Source organism: Nitrospirillum amazonense (assembly GCF_029594735.1).
Classification (GTDB): Bacteria; Pseudomonadota; Alphaproteobacteria; order Azospirillales; family Azospirillaceae; genus Nitrospirillum; species Nitrospirillum amazonense.
On the sequence record NZ_JARPAF010000002.1, the window covers coordinates 1111096 to 1128018 of the forward strand.

Genomic DNA, 16923 nt, shown 5'->3' on the forward strand with positions numbered 1-16923 from the left:
CGAAACGCACACCGGACGGCGCCTCACCCGACAGCGCCCCGCGGATGAAAGGAAGCAGATCATGATGCTCGATTGGAACCAGTATCGTCAGCAGATTGGCGCCGGCGTCGGTGCCTATGCCAAGCTCAGCCCCGACACGGTGAAGGGCTACGTCACCATCAGCGGCGCCGGCCAGCACACCAACCACCTGGACGCCAAGACCCGCGAGCTGATCGCGCTGGCCGTGGCCGTGAGCGTCAAGTGCGACGGCTGTATCACCGTCCATACCGACGCCGCCATCAAGAATGGTGCCACCAAGGAGGAAATCGCCGAGGCCCTGGGTGTGGCGGTAGCCATCGGCGCTGGTGCCGCACTGGTCTACACCACCCGCGTCATGGACGCCTACGACACCCATCCGTCCAACGCGGGCTGACGCAGGCGGCGGCGCTTTTCCAGACGGCGCGGGAGCGATCCCGCGCCGTTTTGGCGTCTGGAGCTTCAAAACGGCAACAGGCCCTGGCCCTGGCGCATGGATTTAGGCAGCGCTTCCGCCGCCAGCTCTTCGGCCGCCTCCTGCAACAGCACCTCGTCCGCCCGGCCGCCCACCATGACACGGCCGATCTCCAGCAGCACCGGCACCGCCAGGGGCGAGATACGGTCCAGCGCCATGTGACGGATGTGCCCCTTCACGCGGGCCAGCATGTCGGCCAGGCGGCGCACGTCGGTCAGGCCGGCGGCGGCCTCGGCCCGGGTGGCCTGCAGCAGCAGGTGGCCGGGGTCGTGGCGGCGCAGCACGTCGTAGATCAGGTCGGCGCTGACCGTCATCTGGCGCTTGGTCTTTTCCTCCCCGGGATGGCGGCGCTCCAGGGTGCCGGCGATGGTGGCCACGGTCTGGAAGGTCCGGCGCAGCATGCTGGACTCGTCCATCCATTCCTCCAGGTCGTCGCCCAGCATGTCCTCGGCGAACAGAGCGTCCATGTCGGTGGCGGTGCTCAGCGACCAGATGGCCAGCACATAGTCGGTGGCGACGAAGCCCAGCGGGTGCAGGCCTAGCCTTTCCATGCGGCGCGTCAGCAGCATGCCCAGGGTCTGGTGGGCGTTGCGGCCCTCGAAGGTGTAGGCCACCAGGAACTCCTTGCCGCCGCGCGGGAAGGTTTCCACCAGCAGGCCGGTGCGGTCGGGCAATGCTGAGACATAACGCTGGATGCGCAGCCACTCCGCCACCTCCGCCGGCAGGTCGCGCCATTGGCTGGGGTCGGCCAGCATGGCGCGCACCCTGTCGGCCAGGTGGGTGGTCAGCGGCAGGCGGCCGCCGGCATAGACCGGCACCTTGGGCTGGCCCTGGCCGCCCTTGACCACGATGGCGGCGTTGTCGCGCATGCCGACGAAACGCAGCAGCTGGCCGCCGAAGATGAAGGTATCGCCCGGCACCAGGCCCTGGATGAAATATTCCTCCACATCGCCGATGGACCCGCCATTGGACATCCGCACCTTGACCGTCGGCTCTTCCACGATGGTGCCGACGTTCAGGCGGTATTGCCGCGCCACCTGATAGTTGGCCAGCTGCCACAGCCCATCCTCGCGCCGGCGCAGGCGCTGGAAGCGTTCATAGGCGCGCAGGGCATAGCCGCCGGTGGCGACGAAATCCATCACCTGCTCGAACCGCTCCCGAGTCAGATGGGCATAAGGCGCGCAGCTGGTGACCTCGGCGAACAGGTGGTCGGCGTCGAAGGGCCCGGCGCAGGCGGTGCCCACCACGTGCTGGGCCAGCACCTCCAGCCCGCCGGGGCGTGGCGGGTCGCCGTCCAGGGTGCCGGCGTGAACGGCGTCGATGGCGGCTTTGCACTCCAGCACCTCGAACCGGTTGGCGGGAACGAGCAGGGCGCGGGAGGTCAGGTCGATGCGGTGGTTGGCGCGGCCGATGCGCTGCAGCAGTCGGCTGACGCCCTTGGGCGCGCCGATCTGCACCACCAGGTCCACGGCGGCCCAGTCGATGCCCAGGTCCAGCGAACTGGTGGCGACCACGGCGCGCAGGGCGCCTCGTGCCATGGCCGCCTCGACCTTGCGGCGCTGCTCGGTCGATAGGCTGCCGTGGTGCAGGGCGATGGGCAGGGCGTCGGCGTTCACCCGCCACAGTTCCTGGAACACCAGCTCGGCCTGGGCGCGGGTGTTGACGAAGATCAGGGTGGTGCCGCAGGCCTTCACCTGCTCATACACGTCCGGCATGGTCTGCAGCGCCATATGCCCACCCCAGGGGATCTCCATGGTCAGCAGGATGCCCACCTCCGCTGGGGCGCCCGGCGCGCCGCGCACGATTTTCACGGGCGTTGAGGGGGCTAGCGGGTGGTTGGGCAGGGCCAGATAGTCGGCCAGGGCCTGGGGGTGGGCCACCGTGGCCGATAGGCCGACGCGGCGGGCGCCCGGCGCCAGGCTGGCCAGCCGCGCCAGGTGCAGCGACAGTAGGTCGCCGCGCTTACTGCCGGCCAGCGCGTGCAGCTCATCCACGATGACGGTGCGCAGGGTGCCGAACAGCGTCGCCGCCTCCGGATACGACAGCAGCAGCGCCAGGCTTTCCACCGTGGTCATCAGGATCTGCGGCGGGTGGGCGCGCTGGCGGCGGCGTTTGGCCTCCGGCGTGTCGCCGGTACGCGTTTCCACCCGGATGGGCAGGCGCAGCTCCGCCACCGGCTGTTCCAGGTTGCGGGCGATATCCACCGCCAGCGCCTTGAGGGGGGAGATGTAGAGTGTGTGCAGCCCCTCGCGCGGGCGTTCCGACAGGTCGATCAGGCTGGGCAGGAATCCCGCCAGCGTCTTGCCGCCGCCGGTGGGGGCGATCAGCAGGGTATGGTCCCCCCGCTGGGCGGCACGCAGCATCTCCAGCTGATGGGCGTGCGGGGTCCAGCCGCGATGGGCGAACCAGCCCGCGATGTTGGCAGGCAACAACTCTGGTTCAGGGAAGAGCGCGACAGGCGGCATGTCCTCAGGATATATGAGGTTCAGGCCCGGCGCCCAAGAGGATGCTGCCGGCCTCCTGTGCGAATAAGGGGATCAAGTCCGACATGACCGAGCAGAAGGACGGCCCGCTGGGGCTGATTTGCGCCATCCCGGAGGAAATCGCCCATTTCGGCGCGCATTTCCAGGCCGAGGAGACGCGCGTCATCGCCGGCTTCACCTTCCAGCGGGGCAGCATGGACGGCCGCCAGGTGGTGCTGGTGGAGGCGGGAATCGGCAAGGTCAACGCCGCCGTCGTCTCCACCCTGCTGCTGCAGGTGTTCGGCGCCCGCGCCCTGCTGTTCTCCGGCGTGGCCGGCGGCGTGGACCCAGCCCTGGCCATCGGCGACGTGGTGGTGGCGACCCGCCTGGTGCAGCATGACTACGGCGCCCTGGCGCATGGCGAGCTGAAGGTCTACCAGCCGGGGGTGCCGCCCCTGCCGGGCTTCGACGAGGCGCACGGCTATGAGCTGGACAAGGGTCTCGAGGCCAAGGCCCGTGCGGCCCTGGACGGCCTGACGCTGCCCGCCCTGTCGGCGGAGGCCACGGGCGGGGAGGCGCGGGTGCCCGGCATCCATTTCGGAACCGTGCTGACGGGCGACCAGTTCCTGAACTGCGAGACCTCGCGCGACCGGCTGTTCCGCACCTTCGCGGCCCAGGCGGTGGAGATGGAGGGCGCGTCGGTGGCGCAGGTGGCGACACGCTGGGGCGTGCCCTACCTGGTGGTGCGCAGCCTCAGCGACCTGGCCGGGGCCGACAGCCACATGGATTTCCCCGCCTTCTGCCAGGCGGCGGCGGCCGGTGCCGCCGAATTGATCCGACGCCTGGCGGCGGTACTGTAACGCGCTCATGCTACTGAGGAAGCCAAGCGGCCGGATGGCCGCGCCCGGCGCTTGAGGGCATCAAGGCACCTGCGGCGGCATGAGACTTTTCGCCTGCCGCTGCTAGGATGCGACTGCATCCGCCGGAAGTTTCCGGGGAGCGTAGCGGACTGGAAACTGAGGAAGCCAAGCGGCCGGATGGCCGCGCCCGGCGCTTGAGGGCATCGACAAAGGGGGCGGGCATGCTGGACTATTGCGTGATCAAGGGGGAGATCGCGGCCGCCATCAAGGCCGGGCGCGCCGTCGTGGCCCTGGAATCCACGGTGATCAGCCACGGGCTGCCCTACCCCGCCAATATCGAGGCCGCCAAGGCCATGGAGGCGACGGTGCGGGCCCACGGCGCCGTTCCCGCCACCATCGCCATCCTGGACGGCCGCATCCGCATCGGCCTGGAGGCGGAGGATTTTGAGCGCCTGGCCGCCGGCGACATTCGCAAGGTGAGCCGGCGCGACCTGCCGCTGGTGCTGGCGGCCGGCGGCGACGGCGCCACCACCGTGGCCGCGACCATGATCGCCGCGCGCCTGGCCGGCATTTCCGTCTTCGCCACCGGCGGCATCGGCGGCGTGCACCGGGGGGCGGAGACGACCTTGGACATCTCCGCCGATCTGGAGGAGCTGGCCCGCACCGACGTGGCCGTGGTCTGCGCCGGCGCCAAGGCCATCCTGGACCTGCCCAAAACCCTGGAGTACCTGGAGACGCGGGGCGTGCCGGTGGTCGGCTACGGCACCGACAACTTCCCCGCCTTCTACACCGCCCAGTGCAACCTGCCGGTCGACAGCCGCTGTGATTCGGCGGACGATGTTGCCCGCATCCTGCGCGCCAAATGGCAGCTGGGCCTCAGCGGCGGCGCCATCATCGCCGTGCCCATCCCGGAAGAGGCGGCCCTGGATGCCGAGGCCATCGAGCAGGCCATCCGCTTGGCGGTGGCGGAGGCCGGGGGGCAGGGCGTGCGCGGCAAGGAGCTGACGCCCTTCCTGCTGTCCCGCCTGGAGCAGCTGACCGAAGGCGCCAGCCTGGTGGCCAACCGCGCCCTGCTGCTGAACAACGCCGGCGTGGCCGCGCAGATCGCCGTCGCCTACGCCACCCTGCGCCGGGAAACGACGTTGCCGCGCCGCCCGCCCGGCAAGCGGGCGCTGTACTGAGGATAGCGGCGCATCCGCCCGCCGCTCCTCGGTTCGCCGCCCGCCCCGTCCGGAGAGGCGGTCCAAAACGTTACGCTGTGAAGATCAGCGAGCGATGGGTGGCCACGCCGGCCATGGTGCCGCTGGCCACTGCCAGGGCCACCGAGCCCGCCAGGCGGGCCGCGTCGCCGCAGGCGAAGACGCCGGCGACGCTGGTCTGTTGCATGGCGTCCACCTGGATGCACTGGCCCAGCGGCCCCTCCTCGACGTCCACGCCCAATTCGGCGGCTAGCGGGCCGGTGAGGCGGGTCTGGGCCAGGGTGAAGACGCCGGCCAAGGGGACGGTGCGTCCGTCGGCCAGCCGGATGTCGGCGGCCTCACCGAAGAAGCCGGCCACGGGCGTGCGTTCCACCGTCACGCCGCGACGCGCGAGGTCGGCCAACTGGTCGGCGTCGGGCTCGAAGGCGCCATTCAGGAACAGGGTGGTGGGGCCCCAGTCAGTCAGCATCTGGGCGTGGTGCAGGGACATGGGCCCCGTTGCCAGCACGCCAATGGGGCCCTGGTTCAGCTCATAGCCATGGCAGTAGGGGCAGTGGAAGACGTGTTTGCCCCAACGCTCCGCCAGGCCCGGCACCTCGGGCAGGGTGTCGGTGACGCCACCTGCCAGGATCAGGCGCCGGCCGGCGACGGGGCCGCCGTCGGTCCCCACCACGAAACCCTGTTCGTCCCCCGTCACGCCGAGGGCCGCGCCATCGCGGATCTCCACCGTGGCATAGCGCGCCAGCTGTTCACGCGCCGTGGCGATGATCTGGCCGGGGGGCACGCCGTCCTGGCCCAGGAAACCGTGGGACGCGGTGGCGAAGCGGTTGCGGCGCTGGCCGGCATCGATCACCAGCACGCGGCGGCGGGCGCGGCCCAGCTGCAAGGCCGCCGACAGGCCGGCGAAGCTGCCGCCAATGATGAGGACATCGTAACGCATGGGGGAGGCTCCATCTGAATCAAACGTAACTTCGACTATTACGATTTGATTCAGCCTGTCAAGGAACACGCCACCGTGACAGTTGCGAATGATGGCAGGGGCCGCTAGGCTGGGCCGCCACCAGGAAAGGTTAGGGGCTGTGAGCAGGGATTCGCGATTGGCGCGCATGGCGCATGTCCTGGTCCACATGGCCTTTCACGATGGGGTGGCCACGTCCGAAACCATTGCGCGCATGCTGAACACCAACCCCGTGGTGGTGCGCCGGACCATGGCGGGCCTGCGCGACCGGGGCTACGTCACCTCGGAAAAGGGGCCCCGCGGCGGTTGGCGCCTGACGCGGCGCTTGGAGGAGCTCACCCTGTTGGATGTGCACCAGGCGCTGGAGACGGCGTCGGTCTTCACCATCGGCCCCAGCGACGACCACGCGGCGTGCCCGGTGGAGCATTTGGCCAACCAGGCCATCACCGGTGCCATGGACCAAGCCAGCGCGGCGCTGGAGGCAGCGCTGGGCCAGGTGCGCCTGTCCGACATCCTGGCGGAGGGACAGGCGCTGCGGGCTGGGATGGACCACGGCCGCCCGCATCAATGCCCTAATGCGGTGGCGGTTCAGTAAGCCGCCACCGGCCCACGGCGGCGCAGGTGGCTGACCAGGCCACCCAGGCCCATCATCAGCAGGCCGAACTTCACCAGCCCGCCCACGAAGGGGATCAGCTGCAGCACGGCCAGGATCAACACCACCAGGGCATAGCGGCGGATGCGGTCCCCCGGGCTGACCGGCGGGCCGCGCCGTTGGGTCACCATGTCGGCCAAGGCGAAGCCGGCCAGCGGCATCGCCACCATCAGGGCCAGGACGTAGGCGAAGCCCAGCACCAGGGCCACGGGGATGCCGATGATGGTGATCAGGCAGAACAGGCTGAACAGCGGCACCAGGACCAGCAGCACCAGGCCCTTCACCGCCGCCGGGCCGGGATCGCCTGCGATCCCGGCGGCCACGTTGGTGACGGCGCCGGGGAACAGGATGTAAAGCACGGCGCCCACCAGCAGCATGCCGACGGCGAAGCTGATCATGCCGATGCCGCCGAACCAGGGCATCCAGATGTGCCAGCCGCTGTGGTGGTGGCCGCGGGTGTCGTTGCCGCCATCCGCGTCGGCGTCTTCATCCCGGTCCCGGTGGCGGTGGCGTTCCATACCGTCGCCCTTGTACTGCACCTTGCCTTCGATATGGGCGCCGGCCGGCAGCTCCAGCGCGTGGCCGCCGCTGAAGGTGACGTCGCCCATGATGTGGGCGCCGGGCTGCAGGATCAGCTTGCCGGAGGTGGCATCGACGTCGCCCATGATGGTGCCGGCCACGGTCAGCTCACCGCCCTTGACGGCCACATCGCCGGCCACCGTGCCGTTCAGCGTGACCTCGCCCCCCAGCAGGGTGGCGTCGCCGGACACGACGGAACCCTTCTGCATGTCGATGTTGCCGGCCACCAGCACGACGTCGCCGCCCACCTGGCCCGTCAGGGTGGTGCTGCCCGACATCACGATCAGGCTGTCGGCCACCGTGCCGCTGACCGTGGCGGTGGAGCTGATCAGGATGGCGCTGCCGGCCACCGTGCTATCCAGCTGGACGTTGCGCCCCAAGGCGATGACCGTATCATCGGCCGCTTGGTCGACCGTGACATTGCGCCCTGTGTACCAGGCGGCGTCGGCCGGCGCCGGCAGTACCGCCGTCAGCCCAGCCAACATGAAAGCGGCCAGCGCCGCCCGAAATCCCCGCACCATGATATCCCCGCGTTGACTCATCGGCCGCCGCGCCCGCGGCGGGTCTTCTCCCGGCAACAGTTTCCCTTGGAAGCGCGTTCAGGGGCAAGGGCCGCCCGCGTGAAGGGGAAGGGGGCCATTATCAGGAAGGGGACCGCAGACGAGGTCATCGCGCGGTCAACAGCCCGCTGCCCTCTTCCGCCAGGGGGCGGTCGCCGGCGATGCTGGTGATGATGGCGCCGGCGGCGGTGTAGCGCTGTTCCGCCCTTGCCCAGACGATTCCCGGGGTGCGGGCGCGGGCGGCGTGGCGGGCGCCGGTGACGGGGTCCACCACCTCCGCCACCGTCTGGCCCACGGTGACGGTGTCGCCCAGCGCCACAGTGTAGAGCACCACCCCGGCCACGGGGGCCCGCACGCGGTCCACCCCGGCCAGCGGCGTCGCCTGGCAGGCGGGGGCGGGCGGGGCCCCTATGTCACCCGCCAGCAGGCCGCGCCGGGTCAGCACGCGCACCAGCGCGGCCGCGTCGGCGGCGGCCAGGGCGTCATCCACGTCACGGCGGCCGCGCAGCTCGATGGTGGCGGCCAGGCAGGCGGCGGGCAGGGGGGGCACCGTGCCGGACAGGCCGGCGGTCAGGCGGTTGCGCAGGCGCCACCACAGGCCGGAACAGGCCTCGTCGAACGGATTGCCGCCCGACTCCAGCGCCAGAAAAACGGCGCGGCAGCCCAACTCCGCCATCACGTCGGCGGCGTCGGGCCAGGATTCGGTGCCGGTGTAGGCGTGGACCAGGGCTTCGCTGTCGCAATGCAGGTCCAGCACCAGGTCGGCGTCGATGGCCAGGCCCATCAAGGTCTTGCGCAGGCTGTCGGCCTCGGTCGCCGTTTCCCAGGCGGCGATGGCGGCCAGGGCGGCACGGCGGACCAGGGCCACGTTGGCGGCGGCGTCAGACCCCAGACGGCCCAGCACCTGGTCGGCAACCGGGGCGGCCAGATCGGGGAAATCGCGGTTGAAGTTGACGCCGCTGCTCAGCGCGAAGCGGCCGATGGCCGTGCCCAGCACGGCTTGCGACAGGCCGATGGGGTTGGCGTAGGGCACCAGGATGATGTCGCCCCGCACGCGGCCTTCCGCGTCGGCGGCCTTCAGCCGAGCCAGCAGGTGCTGCGCCACCAGCAGCCCGGGGATCTCGTCGGCGTGCAGGGCCGCCTGAATGTACGCCTTGGGGCGGGGGGCCGCGTCGGTGTCTGCCGGGCCGAAGCGATGGACGGTCACGGCCCGGTGGGTGCCCGGGAAACCATGGTCCAGGATGATCTCTTCGGTGGTCAGCGGCATTCTGGCATCCGCGGGTGAGGGGCCCAAAAAGGCAACCGCCGGATGGGGACCATCCGGCGGTCGGCACTATACCTGAAAAAACGTGACGCTTTCAGGCTTTAGGCGTCTTCGGCTTCCCGAACGTCACCGCCCAGGGCCTTCAGCAGATCGAAGGCGCGGCGGCGCACGGCACCGTCCGGCACGCGGTAGTAGGCGCGCACCAGCTCCAGCGTCTCACGCCGGGCCATGGTCTCGCCTTCCTCGCTGCCCAGCGCGATGCGCGTGGCCTGCTCGGTCGCCGGCAGGTCTTCGAAGAAGTACCCGACGGGCACGCCCAGCACCTGGGAAAGGTTGAACAGCCGGCTGGCGCTGATGCGGTTCATGCCCCGCTCGTACTTTTGCAGCTGCTGGAACGTGATGCCCACGGCCTCACCCAGGATTTCCTGGCTCAGGCCCAGCAAAGTACGGCGCAAGCGCAAGCGATTGCCGACATGGATATCGATAGGATTGGGACCCTCGCCACGCTTGGAAAGTGAGTACGCGGACGCAAGGGTACCGGTCACAGAGCTCTTTTGAGCACCCATTTGTATTGACCTCGATTTAACAACTGCCGTCCCTCATTTATCGCAGAATCGCCCTTGGCAAAAGGATTTATCTGAGGATGCGGCAGTTAAGGCCAATGCATGACACATTTGTAATGGTTATTGTTGGTTAACGCGCCATTTGCCTACTGAATTGGCAACGATTTGCCGTCAACCCCTGCGTGTGCGTCCATCCAGGGTCAACAGCGGCGCATACAGCTCCGGCCGGCGGTCGCGGAACACCCCCCAGGAGGAACGGACCTTCGCGATTTCGTCCAAGTCGAAGGTCGCGGTCAGCACCGTCTCCTCCTCGCGATTCGCTTCCGCCACCTTCTCGCCCTTGGGGCCGGCGATGAAGGAGGAGCCGTAGAAGGTGATGGACCGGTCGTCGTCCGGCTCGGTGCCCACGCGGTTGCTGGCCACCAGCGGCACCAGGTTGGCGCCGGCGTGCCCCTGCATCACCCGCTGCCAGTGGTCGCGGCTGTCCAGGGTGGGGTCTTGCGGCTCCGACCCGATGGCGGTGGGGTAGAACAGGATCTCCGCCCCCTGAAGGGCCATGATGCGCGCGGCCTCCGGGAACCACTGGTCCCAGCAGATGGCCGTGCCGATGGTGGCGTAGCGGGTCCTGTAGACCTGGAAGCCGGTGTCGCCGGGGCTGAAGTAGAACTTCTCCTGATAGCCGGGGCCGTCGGGGATATGGCTCTTGCGGTAGATGCCCAGGATGCTGCCGTCGGCGTCGATCATGGCCAGGGAGTTGAAATAGGCGTTGCCCGCCCGCTCGAAAAAGCTGGTGGGCAGGACCACCTGCAGCTCGCGGGCCAGGGCGGTGAAGCGGCTCAGCACGGGATGGCCCTCCGCCGGGGCGGCGTGGGCGAAGTGCGCGGCCTTCTGGTTGATGCAGAAGTAGGGCGTCTCGAACAGTTCCTGCGGCAGGATGATCTGGGCGCCTTCGGCTGCGGCGCGGCGCACCAGCGCCTCCACCCGGTCGATGTTGCCCCCCTTGTTCCAGTCGCACCACGTTTGGGTGGCCGCCACCGTCACCTGTCGCATCGCACTCCCTCCCTCAGCCGCCGATCCTGAAACCGGGCCCATCATAACCGTCTTCATGACAGGCACTAGCGCGCCGTCGCGCCTTAAATGGTACGGGTAGGCATCGGTTCCAGGGCATGGCCGATTCGCGCTGGGGTCGCAGGACCGGCAGGTGGCAGCCCGTCGCGGCGATGACCGCGGCGTCATCCCACCTGTACTACAGTGGTAGGGCAACGCTCCGATGGCGGCGCTTATTCGTCGTCGTCGTCGATCTGGGCGGGCATGGCGGCGCCGTCCAGGATGGCGCCCTCCAGCTGCGCGCCGCGCAGGTTGGCGTCGATCAGGTTGGCGCCGGACAGATCCGCGCCGCGCAGGTCGGCGCCCGACAGGTTGGCGCTGCGCAGATTGGCGCGCTGCAGGCTGGCCTTCAGCAACAGCGCGTCGGCCAGGTTGGCGGGCCACAGCCGGCCGATGGGGCGGCCGTCCGGCCCTTTGATGTCGACGGAGCCGATCTCGGCCCCGTCCAGTTTGGCGCCCGTCAGGTCGGTGCCACGCAGGCTGACACCATCCAGGGTGGCGCCCGTCAGGTCGGCGCCGCGCAAGTCGGCCCCGGCGAGGTCCGACATGATGAACATGGAATCGCGCAGCTTGGCGCCCACCATCTTGGCGCCCTTCAGGTCGGCGCCGCTGAGGTTCACGCCCTTCAGGTCGATGTGGCTCAGGTCTTCGGCCGCCAGTTCCGCCCGGATGCCTTTGGCGCCGTTGCTGAGAATCCAGGTGCGATGGTGGCCCAGCGCCTTCTGGATCTTCTCCGAGAAGTTTTCCGACCCGCGCGCCAGGTTGGCGCCGGTGGTGTCCACGCCGGTCAGGTCCACGCCGTCCAGGTTGGCCCCCGTCAGGTCGGCGTTCATCAGGATCGCGCCGGCCAGGGTGGCGCCGGTCAGGCGGCAGTCCCGCAGCACGGCGCCCGTCAGGTTGCTGCCCGACAGGTTCACGCCGCGCATGTCGCAGTTGGTGAAGTTGGCCGACTTCAGCACCGACTTGGCCAGGTTACAGCCCGACAGCTGCGCGCCTGAGCAGTCGGCACCCACCATGCTGGTCTCGCTGAGGTCGGCGCCCGCCAGGTTGGCGCTGGACAGCAGGGCGTCGTCCATGTCCGCGCCACGCAGGTCGGACTGCTGCATGCTGACCTGGCCGGGCCCCCGGCGGTCCAGCAGCGCGCCGCCGCGCAAGTCGGCCTCGCGCAGGATGGCGCCCTTCAGGCGGGCGCCGCGCATGTGGGCGCCGCGCAGGTCGGCGCGGTAGAGGTTGGCGTTGATCAGGATGGCGCGGGTCAGCTTGGCGGCGAACAGGTCGGCCATGCTGAGGTTGGCGGTGGTGAAGTCGCAGCCGGTGAGGTTGGCGCCCGACAGCTTGGCCGATTGCAGGTTCATGCCGACGAAGCTGGCGCCCTGCAGATCGACCAGGGGCAGCATGGCGCGCGCGCCGCCGGTCTTCCGCTTCAGCCAGCGATCGTGCTTTTCCAATACGGCGATCAGTTCGTGCGGTGTCATGCCCCGATTGGGCCCCTCAGCAGCGATCACAAATTTGCGGGCAGTCTGTATTTCTTTCGGGCTGGTTACAACTAAACATCCTACCCCTTTGCTAAGAAAACATTGACGCTGGCGGCACATTGGACAAGCTAGGTCGTAAATCTGCATCCGCGTGGCGGGTAAAGGGATGGCGGGGCCAAGGCAGAATCGGAGGCCAGGGGCCTATAAGATCCGGATCGGCCCTGCCGGGATGCCGCCATTTGTCGTTTTCGCTGTTTATCGTTTTCAGGGAACAAGAACCAATGTCGACCGGCCATATCGTGGCGTCCTATGACGAGGAACTGGCCCAGCTGCACCGCACCATCACGGACATGGGGCGGTTGGCTTCCACACAGCTGAGCCGGGCCTTGAAGGCGACTCTGGAACGTGACGGCGATCTGGCCGCGGCCGTCATGGCCGATGACGCCCAGGTCGATGCCCTGGAGCAGCAGATCGAGAACCAGACGCTGAAGCTGCTGGCGCTGCGGGCCCCGGTGGGCCGTGACCTGCGCGAGGTGGTGGCGGCGTTGAAGATTGCCAACAACCTGGAACGCATCGGTGACTTCGCGGCCAACGTGGCCAAGCGCTCGCTCGCCCTGAACCAGATGCCGGAGGTGGAGCTGACCCGCTCGCTGCGCCGCATCGGCGATGCGGCCAACGACATGCTGACCCGGGTGGTGACGGCCTACGCCGATGCCGACGCGGCGGCGGCGCTGGCCGTGCGCGAGGCGGACAACGAGGTGGATCTGGCCTATACCGCCCTGTTCCGCGAACTGCTGACCTATATGATGGAAGCGCCGCAGCGCATCACCGCCTGCACCCATCTGATGTTCGCCGCGAAGAACCTGGAGCGTATCGGCGACCACGCGACCAACATCGCCGAAACGCTATGCTTCCAGGTCCTTGGCCAGGCCCCCGACGCGGAACGCGCCAAGGGTGATGATACCGCGCTGACCATCGTCACGCCCCCGGCGTGACCCGAGACTGCCGTCACGCCGCCGGCGTGACTTAGGGCCATCGTCACGCCGCGGGTGTGACGGCCGGGGCGGGGCGCGGGCAACCAAGCATAAACCTGGCACGTGGTTTGCTCTTGTGACTGGTGGGGGACCGCCCGGTGGCGGCTCCTCCCCCAAGAATCGAGACGCCAGAGATGAATAGCCCCATGCCCCGCGCCGCGCTTCGGTCCCGCCTTTCCCCCCACCTGCGCGCCCTGCCTGTGGCGGCGCTCGGTGGCCTGCTGCTGGCGGGCGGCTTGGTGTCCGGCTGTTCGGAGCGGCCCATGGCGGCCGCCTTTCTGACGCCGCCGCAGTACAAGATGGAGACGGCGGCCCATTGGGTGATCGTGGCCAAGGACGTGGCCTCGGCAGTTTCCGCCTATCTGCAGGAGCAGACGGGGCAAAAACCGCCGGTGCAGATCTACCTGACGCGGCACAGCGACACCACCTTCGCCGACGCCTTCCAGCAGGCGCTGACCACGGCCTTCGTCCAGAACGGCCACGCCGTGGCCATGGAGCCCAAGCCCGACGTGGTGGCGGTGGCCATCGACGCCAACGCCATCGCCCATCCCAAGTTCACCAACGCCAACCACACCGTGCCCGGCCCACTGACGGCCCTCGGTGCCGGTGTCGCCGTGGGCAAGCTTATGCTGGACGCCATGCCCTGGGGGATCACGGCGGCAGCCGGCGGCGTGGCGCTGGACACCGCCCGCGCCACGGTGGAGGAGACCTCGACCGAGCTGATGCTGACCGTCTCCATCAGTCGGGACGGCTACTACATCTACCGCTCCCAGGCGGTCTACTACGTGAACGACGACGCGCTGGCCGAATATGTCGGTGGCCCCGGCACCCATTACCGCAGCTTCAACGACGTGCCCGAGGGCAATGTCGGGCTGGATCTGGGGCACAAGCCGTATGTGATCAGGTGAAGCGTAGCGGACCGGAAACCGGGGATCGGCCAAGACCACGCAGGCGGCCATCCGGCATCTGGGAGTGGGAAGCCTGAAACTGGTGCCGGCTGCGAGACTTGAACTCGCGACCTACCGCTTACAAGGCGGTTGCTCTACCAACTGAGCTAAGCCGGCTCCCAGGACCCCGGGGCAGCCCGGGGTGTCGAACGCGGGCAGACCTTAGCGTCGCCGTGCGACCTCGTAAAGCGCCACGGCGGCCGCGTTCGACACATTCAGGCTGCCGATGGGGGGCCGGGTCGGTAGATGGGCCAGCGCGTCGCAGCGTTCCATGGTCAAGCGGCGCAGTCCATCGCCCTCCGAACCCATGACGACGGCCACGCGGCCCGGAAAATCCAGTGCGTGCAGGGGCTTCGGCCCCGATTCGGCCAGGCCGACGCAGAAGAATCCGCCGTCCTGCAATTCGGTCAGGGCCCGGGACAGGTTGGTGACCCGCACCAGGGGGACCACTTCCAGGGCGCCCGAGGCCGTCTTGGCCAGCACGCCCGTCACTTCCGGCGCGTGCCGGTCCTGGACGATGACGGCCTTGGCGCCGAAGGCGGCGGCGGAGCGCAGGATGGCGCCCACGTTGTGCGGATCGGTCACCTGGTCCAGCACCACCACCATATCCGTCTCCCCGCAGGCGCGGGCGACGTCGGCGATGTCAAGCTCGGGCAGGGGGCTGGCGTCCAGCACCAGGCCCTGGTGCACGGCGCCGGCCGGCAGCAGGCGGTCCAGCGCCTCGCGCTCCACCACCGTGGGCTCGGGCCGTGCGAGGCCGGCGGCCTTGGCCTGGGCGAAGGCCTCGGCTATCAGCTCCAGCCCCGCCGGCGTGGCCAGCAGGGCCTTGCAGCGCCGCTCGGGATTGGTCCAGGCCGCCACGACGGGGTGCTGGCCGTAGAGCATGCCGGGCTTGGGCGTGGCTTTGGGGGCTGTGGTCTTCTTGGCGCCGTCCAGACGCCCATCCTGCGCGCGCGGGCGCTCACCCTGGACGCGCGGCGTGGACGCACCCGGACGACCGCCATCGCGGGGCGGGCGGGGGGAATTGGGGGAGGAGGGGCCGTTGCCGCCGGCGCGGGAACCACCCTGATTGGAAAATCCAGATCGCTTCATGGTGCCATCCTTAGCGCCAAGCGGTGCAGGGTTGCCACTGCTTTCCGCAAGGCATGGCACGGTTGCCGCCAAGTCTTTTCGTTCGACCAACATTTCCCCGTTGACAGGAGGGGGTCGAAACGCCTACCCACCTGTCCACCGTTTTCGACCCCGGTCGGACACGCGGCGACGGAAGGGTGGCCGAGTGGTTAAAGGCAGCAGACTGTAAATCTGCCCGCGTTAGCGTACGTAGGTTCGAATCCTACCCCTTCCACCACTTTGCCGGTAAAACCGCCCCCCAGTGATGAGGGGTGGGTTTACTGGCTCCCCGCGTGCGCGAAGCAGTTCCGGGGTATGGAGCGGCAGAGACTTAGGCGGGTGTAGCTCAATGGTAGAGCAGAAGCCTTCCAAGCTTACGACGGGGGTTCGATTCCCCTCACCCGCTCCAGTACGAAGCTCCACGCGAAATCCTAAAGCTTAACTTCAGACTGTCAGGCAAAGGCGGATAAGACCATGGCCAAGGCGAAATTCGAACGCACCAAGCCGCACTGCAACATCGGCACGATCGGTCACGTTGACCATGGCAAGACGTCGCTGACGGCTGCGATCACGAAGGTGCTGGCTGAGACCGGTGGCGCGACGTTCACCGCGTACGACCAGATCGACAAGGCGCCGGAAGAGAAGGCGCGCGGCATCACGATCTCGACGGCGCACGTCGAGTACGAGACGTCGAACCGTCACTACGCCCACGTCGACTGCCCCGGCCACGCCGACTATGTGAAGAACATGATCACGGGCGCGGCGCAGATGGACGGCGCGATCCTGGTGGTGTCCGCCGCCGACGGCCCGATGCCGCAGACCCGCGAGCACATCCTGCTGGCCCGCCAGGTCGGCGTGCCCGCGCTGGTGGTGTTCATGAACAAGGTCGACATGGTCGACGACCCCGAGCTGTTGGAGCTGGTGGAGCTGGAAGTGCGCGAGCTGCTGAGCAGCTACGACTTCCCTGGCGACGACATTCCGATCGTGAAGGGCTCCGCCCTGTGCGCCCTGGAAGACCGCAGCCCCGAGATCGGCAAGGAAGCCATCCTGGAGCTGATGAAGCAGGTCGATGCCTACATTCCGCAGCCGGAGCGTCCGGTTGACAAGCCCTTCCTGATGCCGATCGAAGACGTGTTCTCGATTTCGGGCCGCGGCACCGTGGTGACCGGCCGCGTCGAGCGCGGCATCGTGAAGGTGGGCGAGGAAATCGAGATCGTCGGCCTGAAGGCGACGGTCAAGACGACCGTGACCGGCGTGGAAATGTTCCGCAAGCTGCTGGACCAGGGCCAGGCTGGCGACAACATCGGCGCGCTGCTGCGCGGCACGAAGCGTGAAGACGTCGAGCGCGGCCAGGTCCTGGCCAAGCCCGGCTCGATCACCCCGCACACCAAGTTCGTGGCCGAAGCCTACATCCTGACGAAGGAAGAAGGCGGCCGTCACACCCCGTTCTTCACCAACTACCGTCCCCAGTTCTACTTCCGCACCACGGACGTGACGGGCATGGTCTCGCTGCCGGAAGGCACCGAGATGGTGATGCCGGGCGACAACGTGCAGGTGACCGTCGAGCTGATCGCCCCGATCGCCATGGACGAAGGCCTGCGCTTCGCCATCCGCGAGGGCGGCCGCACCGTCGGCGCCGGCGTGGTCGCGAAGATCATCGCCT

General features: G+C 68.6%; 15 protein-coding genes and 3 tRNA genes. 9 read left to right on the forward strand and 9 right to left on the reverse strand.

The window, feature by feature from the left end; genetic code table 11:
• The first annotated feature begins 61 nt into the window (after positions 1-61).
• Positions 62-412, forward strand: coding sequence for a carboxymuconolactone decarboxylase family protein (locus P5F91_RS11255; protein WP_425465746.1), 351 nt, complete (start codon positions 62-64; stop codon positions 410-412).
• 65 nt (positions 413-477) lie between these two features.
• On the opposite strand, the gene P5F91_RS11260 is transcribed toward P5F91_RS11255, so the two are convergent.
• Complete coding sequence (locus P5F91_RS11260; protein ID WP_277907213.1) at positions 478-2955, reverse strand: ligase-associated DNA damage response DEXH box helicase; 2478 nt, start codon at positions 2953-2955, stop codon at positions 478-480.
• Between the two features lie 83 nt (positions 2956-3038).
• Here P5F91_RS11260 and P5F91_RS11265 point away from each other — a divergent pair, with 83 nt between their 5' ends.
• Both P5F91_RS11265 and P5F91_RS11270 read left to right on the forward strand, forming a co-directional pair.
• The gene (locus tag P5F91_RS11265) at positions 3039-3812 is read left to right on the forward strand and encodes a 5'-methylthioadenosine/adenosylhomocysteine nucleosidase (RefSeq protein ID WP_186455031.1); all 774 of its coding nucleotides are present in this window, start codon (positions 3039-3041) and stop codon (positions 3810-3812) included.
• 221 nt (positions 3813-4033) lie between these two features.
• On the forward strand, positions 4034-4993 hold the full coding sequence (locus P5F91_RS11270; RefSeq protein WP_145613798.1) for a pseudouridine-5'-phosphate glycosidase: 960 nt from the start codon (positions 4034-4036) through the stop codon (positions 4991-4993).
• Positions 4994-5063: 70 nt separating this feature from the next.
• Here P5F91_RS11270 and P5F91_RS11275 read toward each other — a convergent pair whose 3' ends face one another.
• Positions 5064-5951, reverse strand: coding sequence for an NAD(P)/FAD-dependent oxidoreductase (locus P5F91_RS11275; RefSeq protein WP_145613797.1), 888 nt, complete (start codon positions 5949-5951; stop codon positions 5064-5066).
• A gap of 139 nt (positions 5952-6090) precedes the next feature.
• Here P5F91_RS11275 and P5F91_RS11280 point away from each other — a divergent pair, with 139 nt between their 5' ends.
• Entirely contained in the window at positions 6091-6564 is a 474-nt protein-coding gene (locus tag P5F91_RS11280) for an Rrf2 family transcriptional regulator (RefSeq protein WP_145613796.1), read from the forward strand.
• Here the strand turns inward: P5F91_RS11280 and P5F91_RS11285 are convergent.
• From P5F91_RS11285 to P5F91_RS11305, 5 genes are all read right to left on the reverse strand, one after another.
• The gene (locus P5F91_RS11285; protein ID WP_186455030.1) at positions 6558-7721 is read right to left on the reverse strand and encodes a bactofilin family protein; all 1164 of its coding nucleotides are present in this window, start codon (positions 7719-7721) and stop codon (positions 6558-6560) included. The genes P5F91_RS11280 and P5F91_RS11285 overlap by 7 nt on opposite strands.
• 145 nt (positions 7722-7866) lie before the next feature.
• Positions 7867-9027: a succinylglutamate desuccinylase/aspartoacylase family protein gene (locus tag P5F91_RS11290; protein WP_145613794.1), complete on the reverse strand. Its 1161-nt coding sequence runs from the start codon at positions 9025-9027 to the stop codon at positions 7867-7869.
• A gap of 98 nt (positions 9028-9125) precedes the next feature.
• On the reverse strand, positions 9126-9590 hold the full coding sequence (locus P5F91_RS11295; protein ID WP_040848567.1) for a helix-turn-helix domain-containing protein: 465 nt from the start codon (positions 9588-9590) through the stop codon (positions 9126-9128).
• A gap of 168 nt (positions 9591-9758) precedes the next feature.
• Positions 9759-10637 (reverse strand): N-carbamoylputrescine amidase, encoded by an 879-nt coding sequence (gene aguB, locus P5F91_RS11300; RefSeq protein WP_145613793.1) that lies wholly within the window; start codon positions 10635-10637, stop codon positions 9759-9761.
• 230 nt (positions 10638-10867) lie between these two features.
• Positions 10868-12169, reverse strand: a complete 1302-nt coding sequence (locus P5F91_RS11305) for a pentapeptide repeat-containing protein (protein WP_145613792.1) — start codon at positions 12167-12169, stop codon at positions 10868-10870.
• Positions 12170-12450: 281 nt separating this feature from the next.
• Between P5F91_RS11305 and phoU the strand changes: the two genes are divergently transcribed.
• Together phoU and P5F91_RS11315 are read left to right on the forward strand one after the other, a co-directional pair.
• The gene (gene phoU / locus P5F91_RS11310; RefSeq protein ID WP_145613791.1) at positions 12451-13164 is read left to right on the forward strand and encodes a phosphate signaling complex protein PhoU; all 714 of its coding nucleotides are present in this window, start codon (positions 12451-12453) and stop codon (positions 13162-13164) included.
• Between the two features lie 185 nt (positions 13165-13349).
• The gene (locus P5F91_RS11315; protein WP_145613790.1) at positions 13350-14111 is read left to right on the forward strand and encodes a hypothetical protein; all 762 of its coding nucleotides are present in this window, start codon (positions 13350-13352) and stop codon (positions 14109-14111) included.
• Positions 14112-14191: 80 nt separating this feature from the next.
• Here the strand turns inward: P5F91_RS11315 and P5F91_RS11320 are convergent.
• Together P5F91_RS11320 and rlmB are read right to left on the reverse strand one after the other, a co-directional pair.
• Positions 14192-14267: transfer RNA gene (locus P5F91_RS11320), tRNA-Thr, on the reverse strand.
• A gap of 45 nt (positions 14268-14312) precedes the next feature.
• Positions 14313-15242: a 23S rRNA (guanosine(2251)-2'-O)-methyltransferase RlmB gene (gene rlmB, locus P5F91_RS11325; RefSeq protein ID WP_145613789.1), complete on the reverse strand. Its 930-nt coding sequence runs from the start codon at positions 15240-15242 to the stop codon at positions 14313-14315.
• Between the two features lie 170 nt (positions 15243-15412).
• Between rlmB and P5F91_RS11330 the strand changes: the two genes are divergently transcribed.
• The 3 genes from P5F91_RS11330 to tuf form a co-directional block, all read left to right on the forward strand.
• Positions 15413-15498 (forward strand) — tRNA-Tyr (locus P5F91_RS11330).
• Between the two features lie 97 nt (positions 15499-15595).
• Positions 15596-15669 (forward strand) — tRNA-Gly (locus tag P5F91_RS11335).
• Positions 15670-15734: 65 nt separating this feature from the next.
• Positions 15735-16923 (forward strand): elongation factor Tu (tuf, locus tag P5F91_RS11340; RefSeq protein ID WP_277907214.1); only part of this gene is annotated, 1189 nt, incomplete at its 3' end.

Excerpts from the sequence above, each read along its gene's own strand:
- P5F91_RS11275 (WP_145613797.1), bottom strand. The coding sequence starts at position 5,951 with ATGCGTTACGATGTCCTCATCATTGGCGGCAGCTTCGCCGGCCTGTCG.
- P5F91_RS11295 (WP_040848567.1), bottom strand. The coding sequence starts at position 9,590 with ATGGGTGCTCAAAAGAGCTCTGTGACCGGTACCCTTGCGTCCGCGTAC.
- P5F91_RS11315 (WP_145613790.1), top strand. The coding sequence starts at position 13,350 with ATGCCCCGCGCCGCGCTTCGGTCCCGCCTTTCCCCCCACCTGCGCGCC.
- P5F91_RS11285 (WP_186455030.1), bottom strand. The coding sequence starts at position 7,721 with ATGGTGCGGGGATTTCGGGCGGCGCTGGCCGCTTTCATGTTGGCTGGG.
- P5F91_RS11290 (WP_145613794.1), bottom strand. The coding sequence starts at position 9,027 with ATGCCGCTGACCACCGAAGAGATCATCCTGGACCATGGTTTCCCGGGC.
- phoU (WP_145613791.1), top strand. The coding sequence starts at position 12,451 with ATGTCGACCGGCCATATCGTGGCGTCCTATGACGAGGAACTGGCCCAG.
- P5F91_RS11270 (WP_145613798.1), top strand. The coding sequence starts at position 4,034 with ATGCTGGACTATTGCGTGATCAAGGGGGAGATCGCGGCCGCCATCAAG.
- P5F91_RS11260 (WP_277907213.1), bottom strand. The coding sequence starts at position 2,955 with ATGCCGCCTGTCGCGCTCTTCCCTGAACCAGAGTTGTTGCCTGCCAAC.
- rlmB (WP_145613789.1), bottom strand. The coding sequence starts at position 15,242 with ATGAAGCGATCTGGATTTTCCAATCAGGGTGGTTCCCGCGCCGGCGGC.
- aguB (WP_145613793.1), bottom strand. The coding sequence starts at position 10,637 with ATGCGACAGGTGACGGTGGCGGCCACCCAAACGTGGTGCGACTGGAAC.
- P5F91_RS11305 (WP_145613792.1), bottom strand. The coding sequence starts at position 12,169 with ATGACACCGCACGAACTGATCGCCGTATTGGAAAAGCACGATCGCTGG.
- P5F91_RS11255 (WP_425465746.1), top strand. The coding sequence starts at position 62 with ATGATGCTCGATTGGAACCAGTATCGTCAGCAGATTGGCGCCGGCGTC.
- P5F91_RS11265 (WP_186455031.1), top strand. The coding sequence starts at position 3,039 with ATGACCGAGCAGAAGGACGGCCCGCTGGGGCTGATTTGCGCCATCCCG.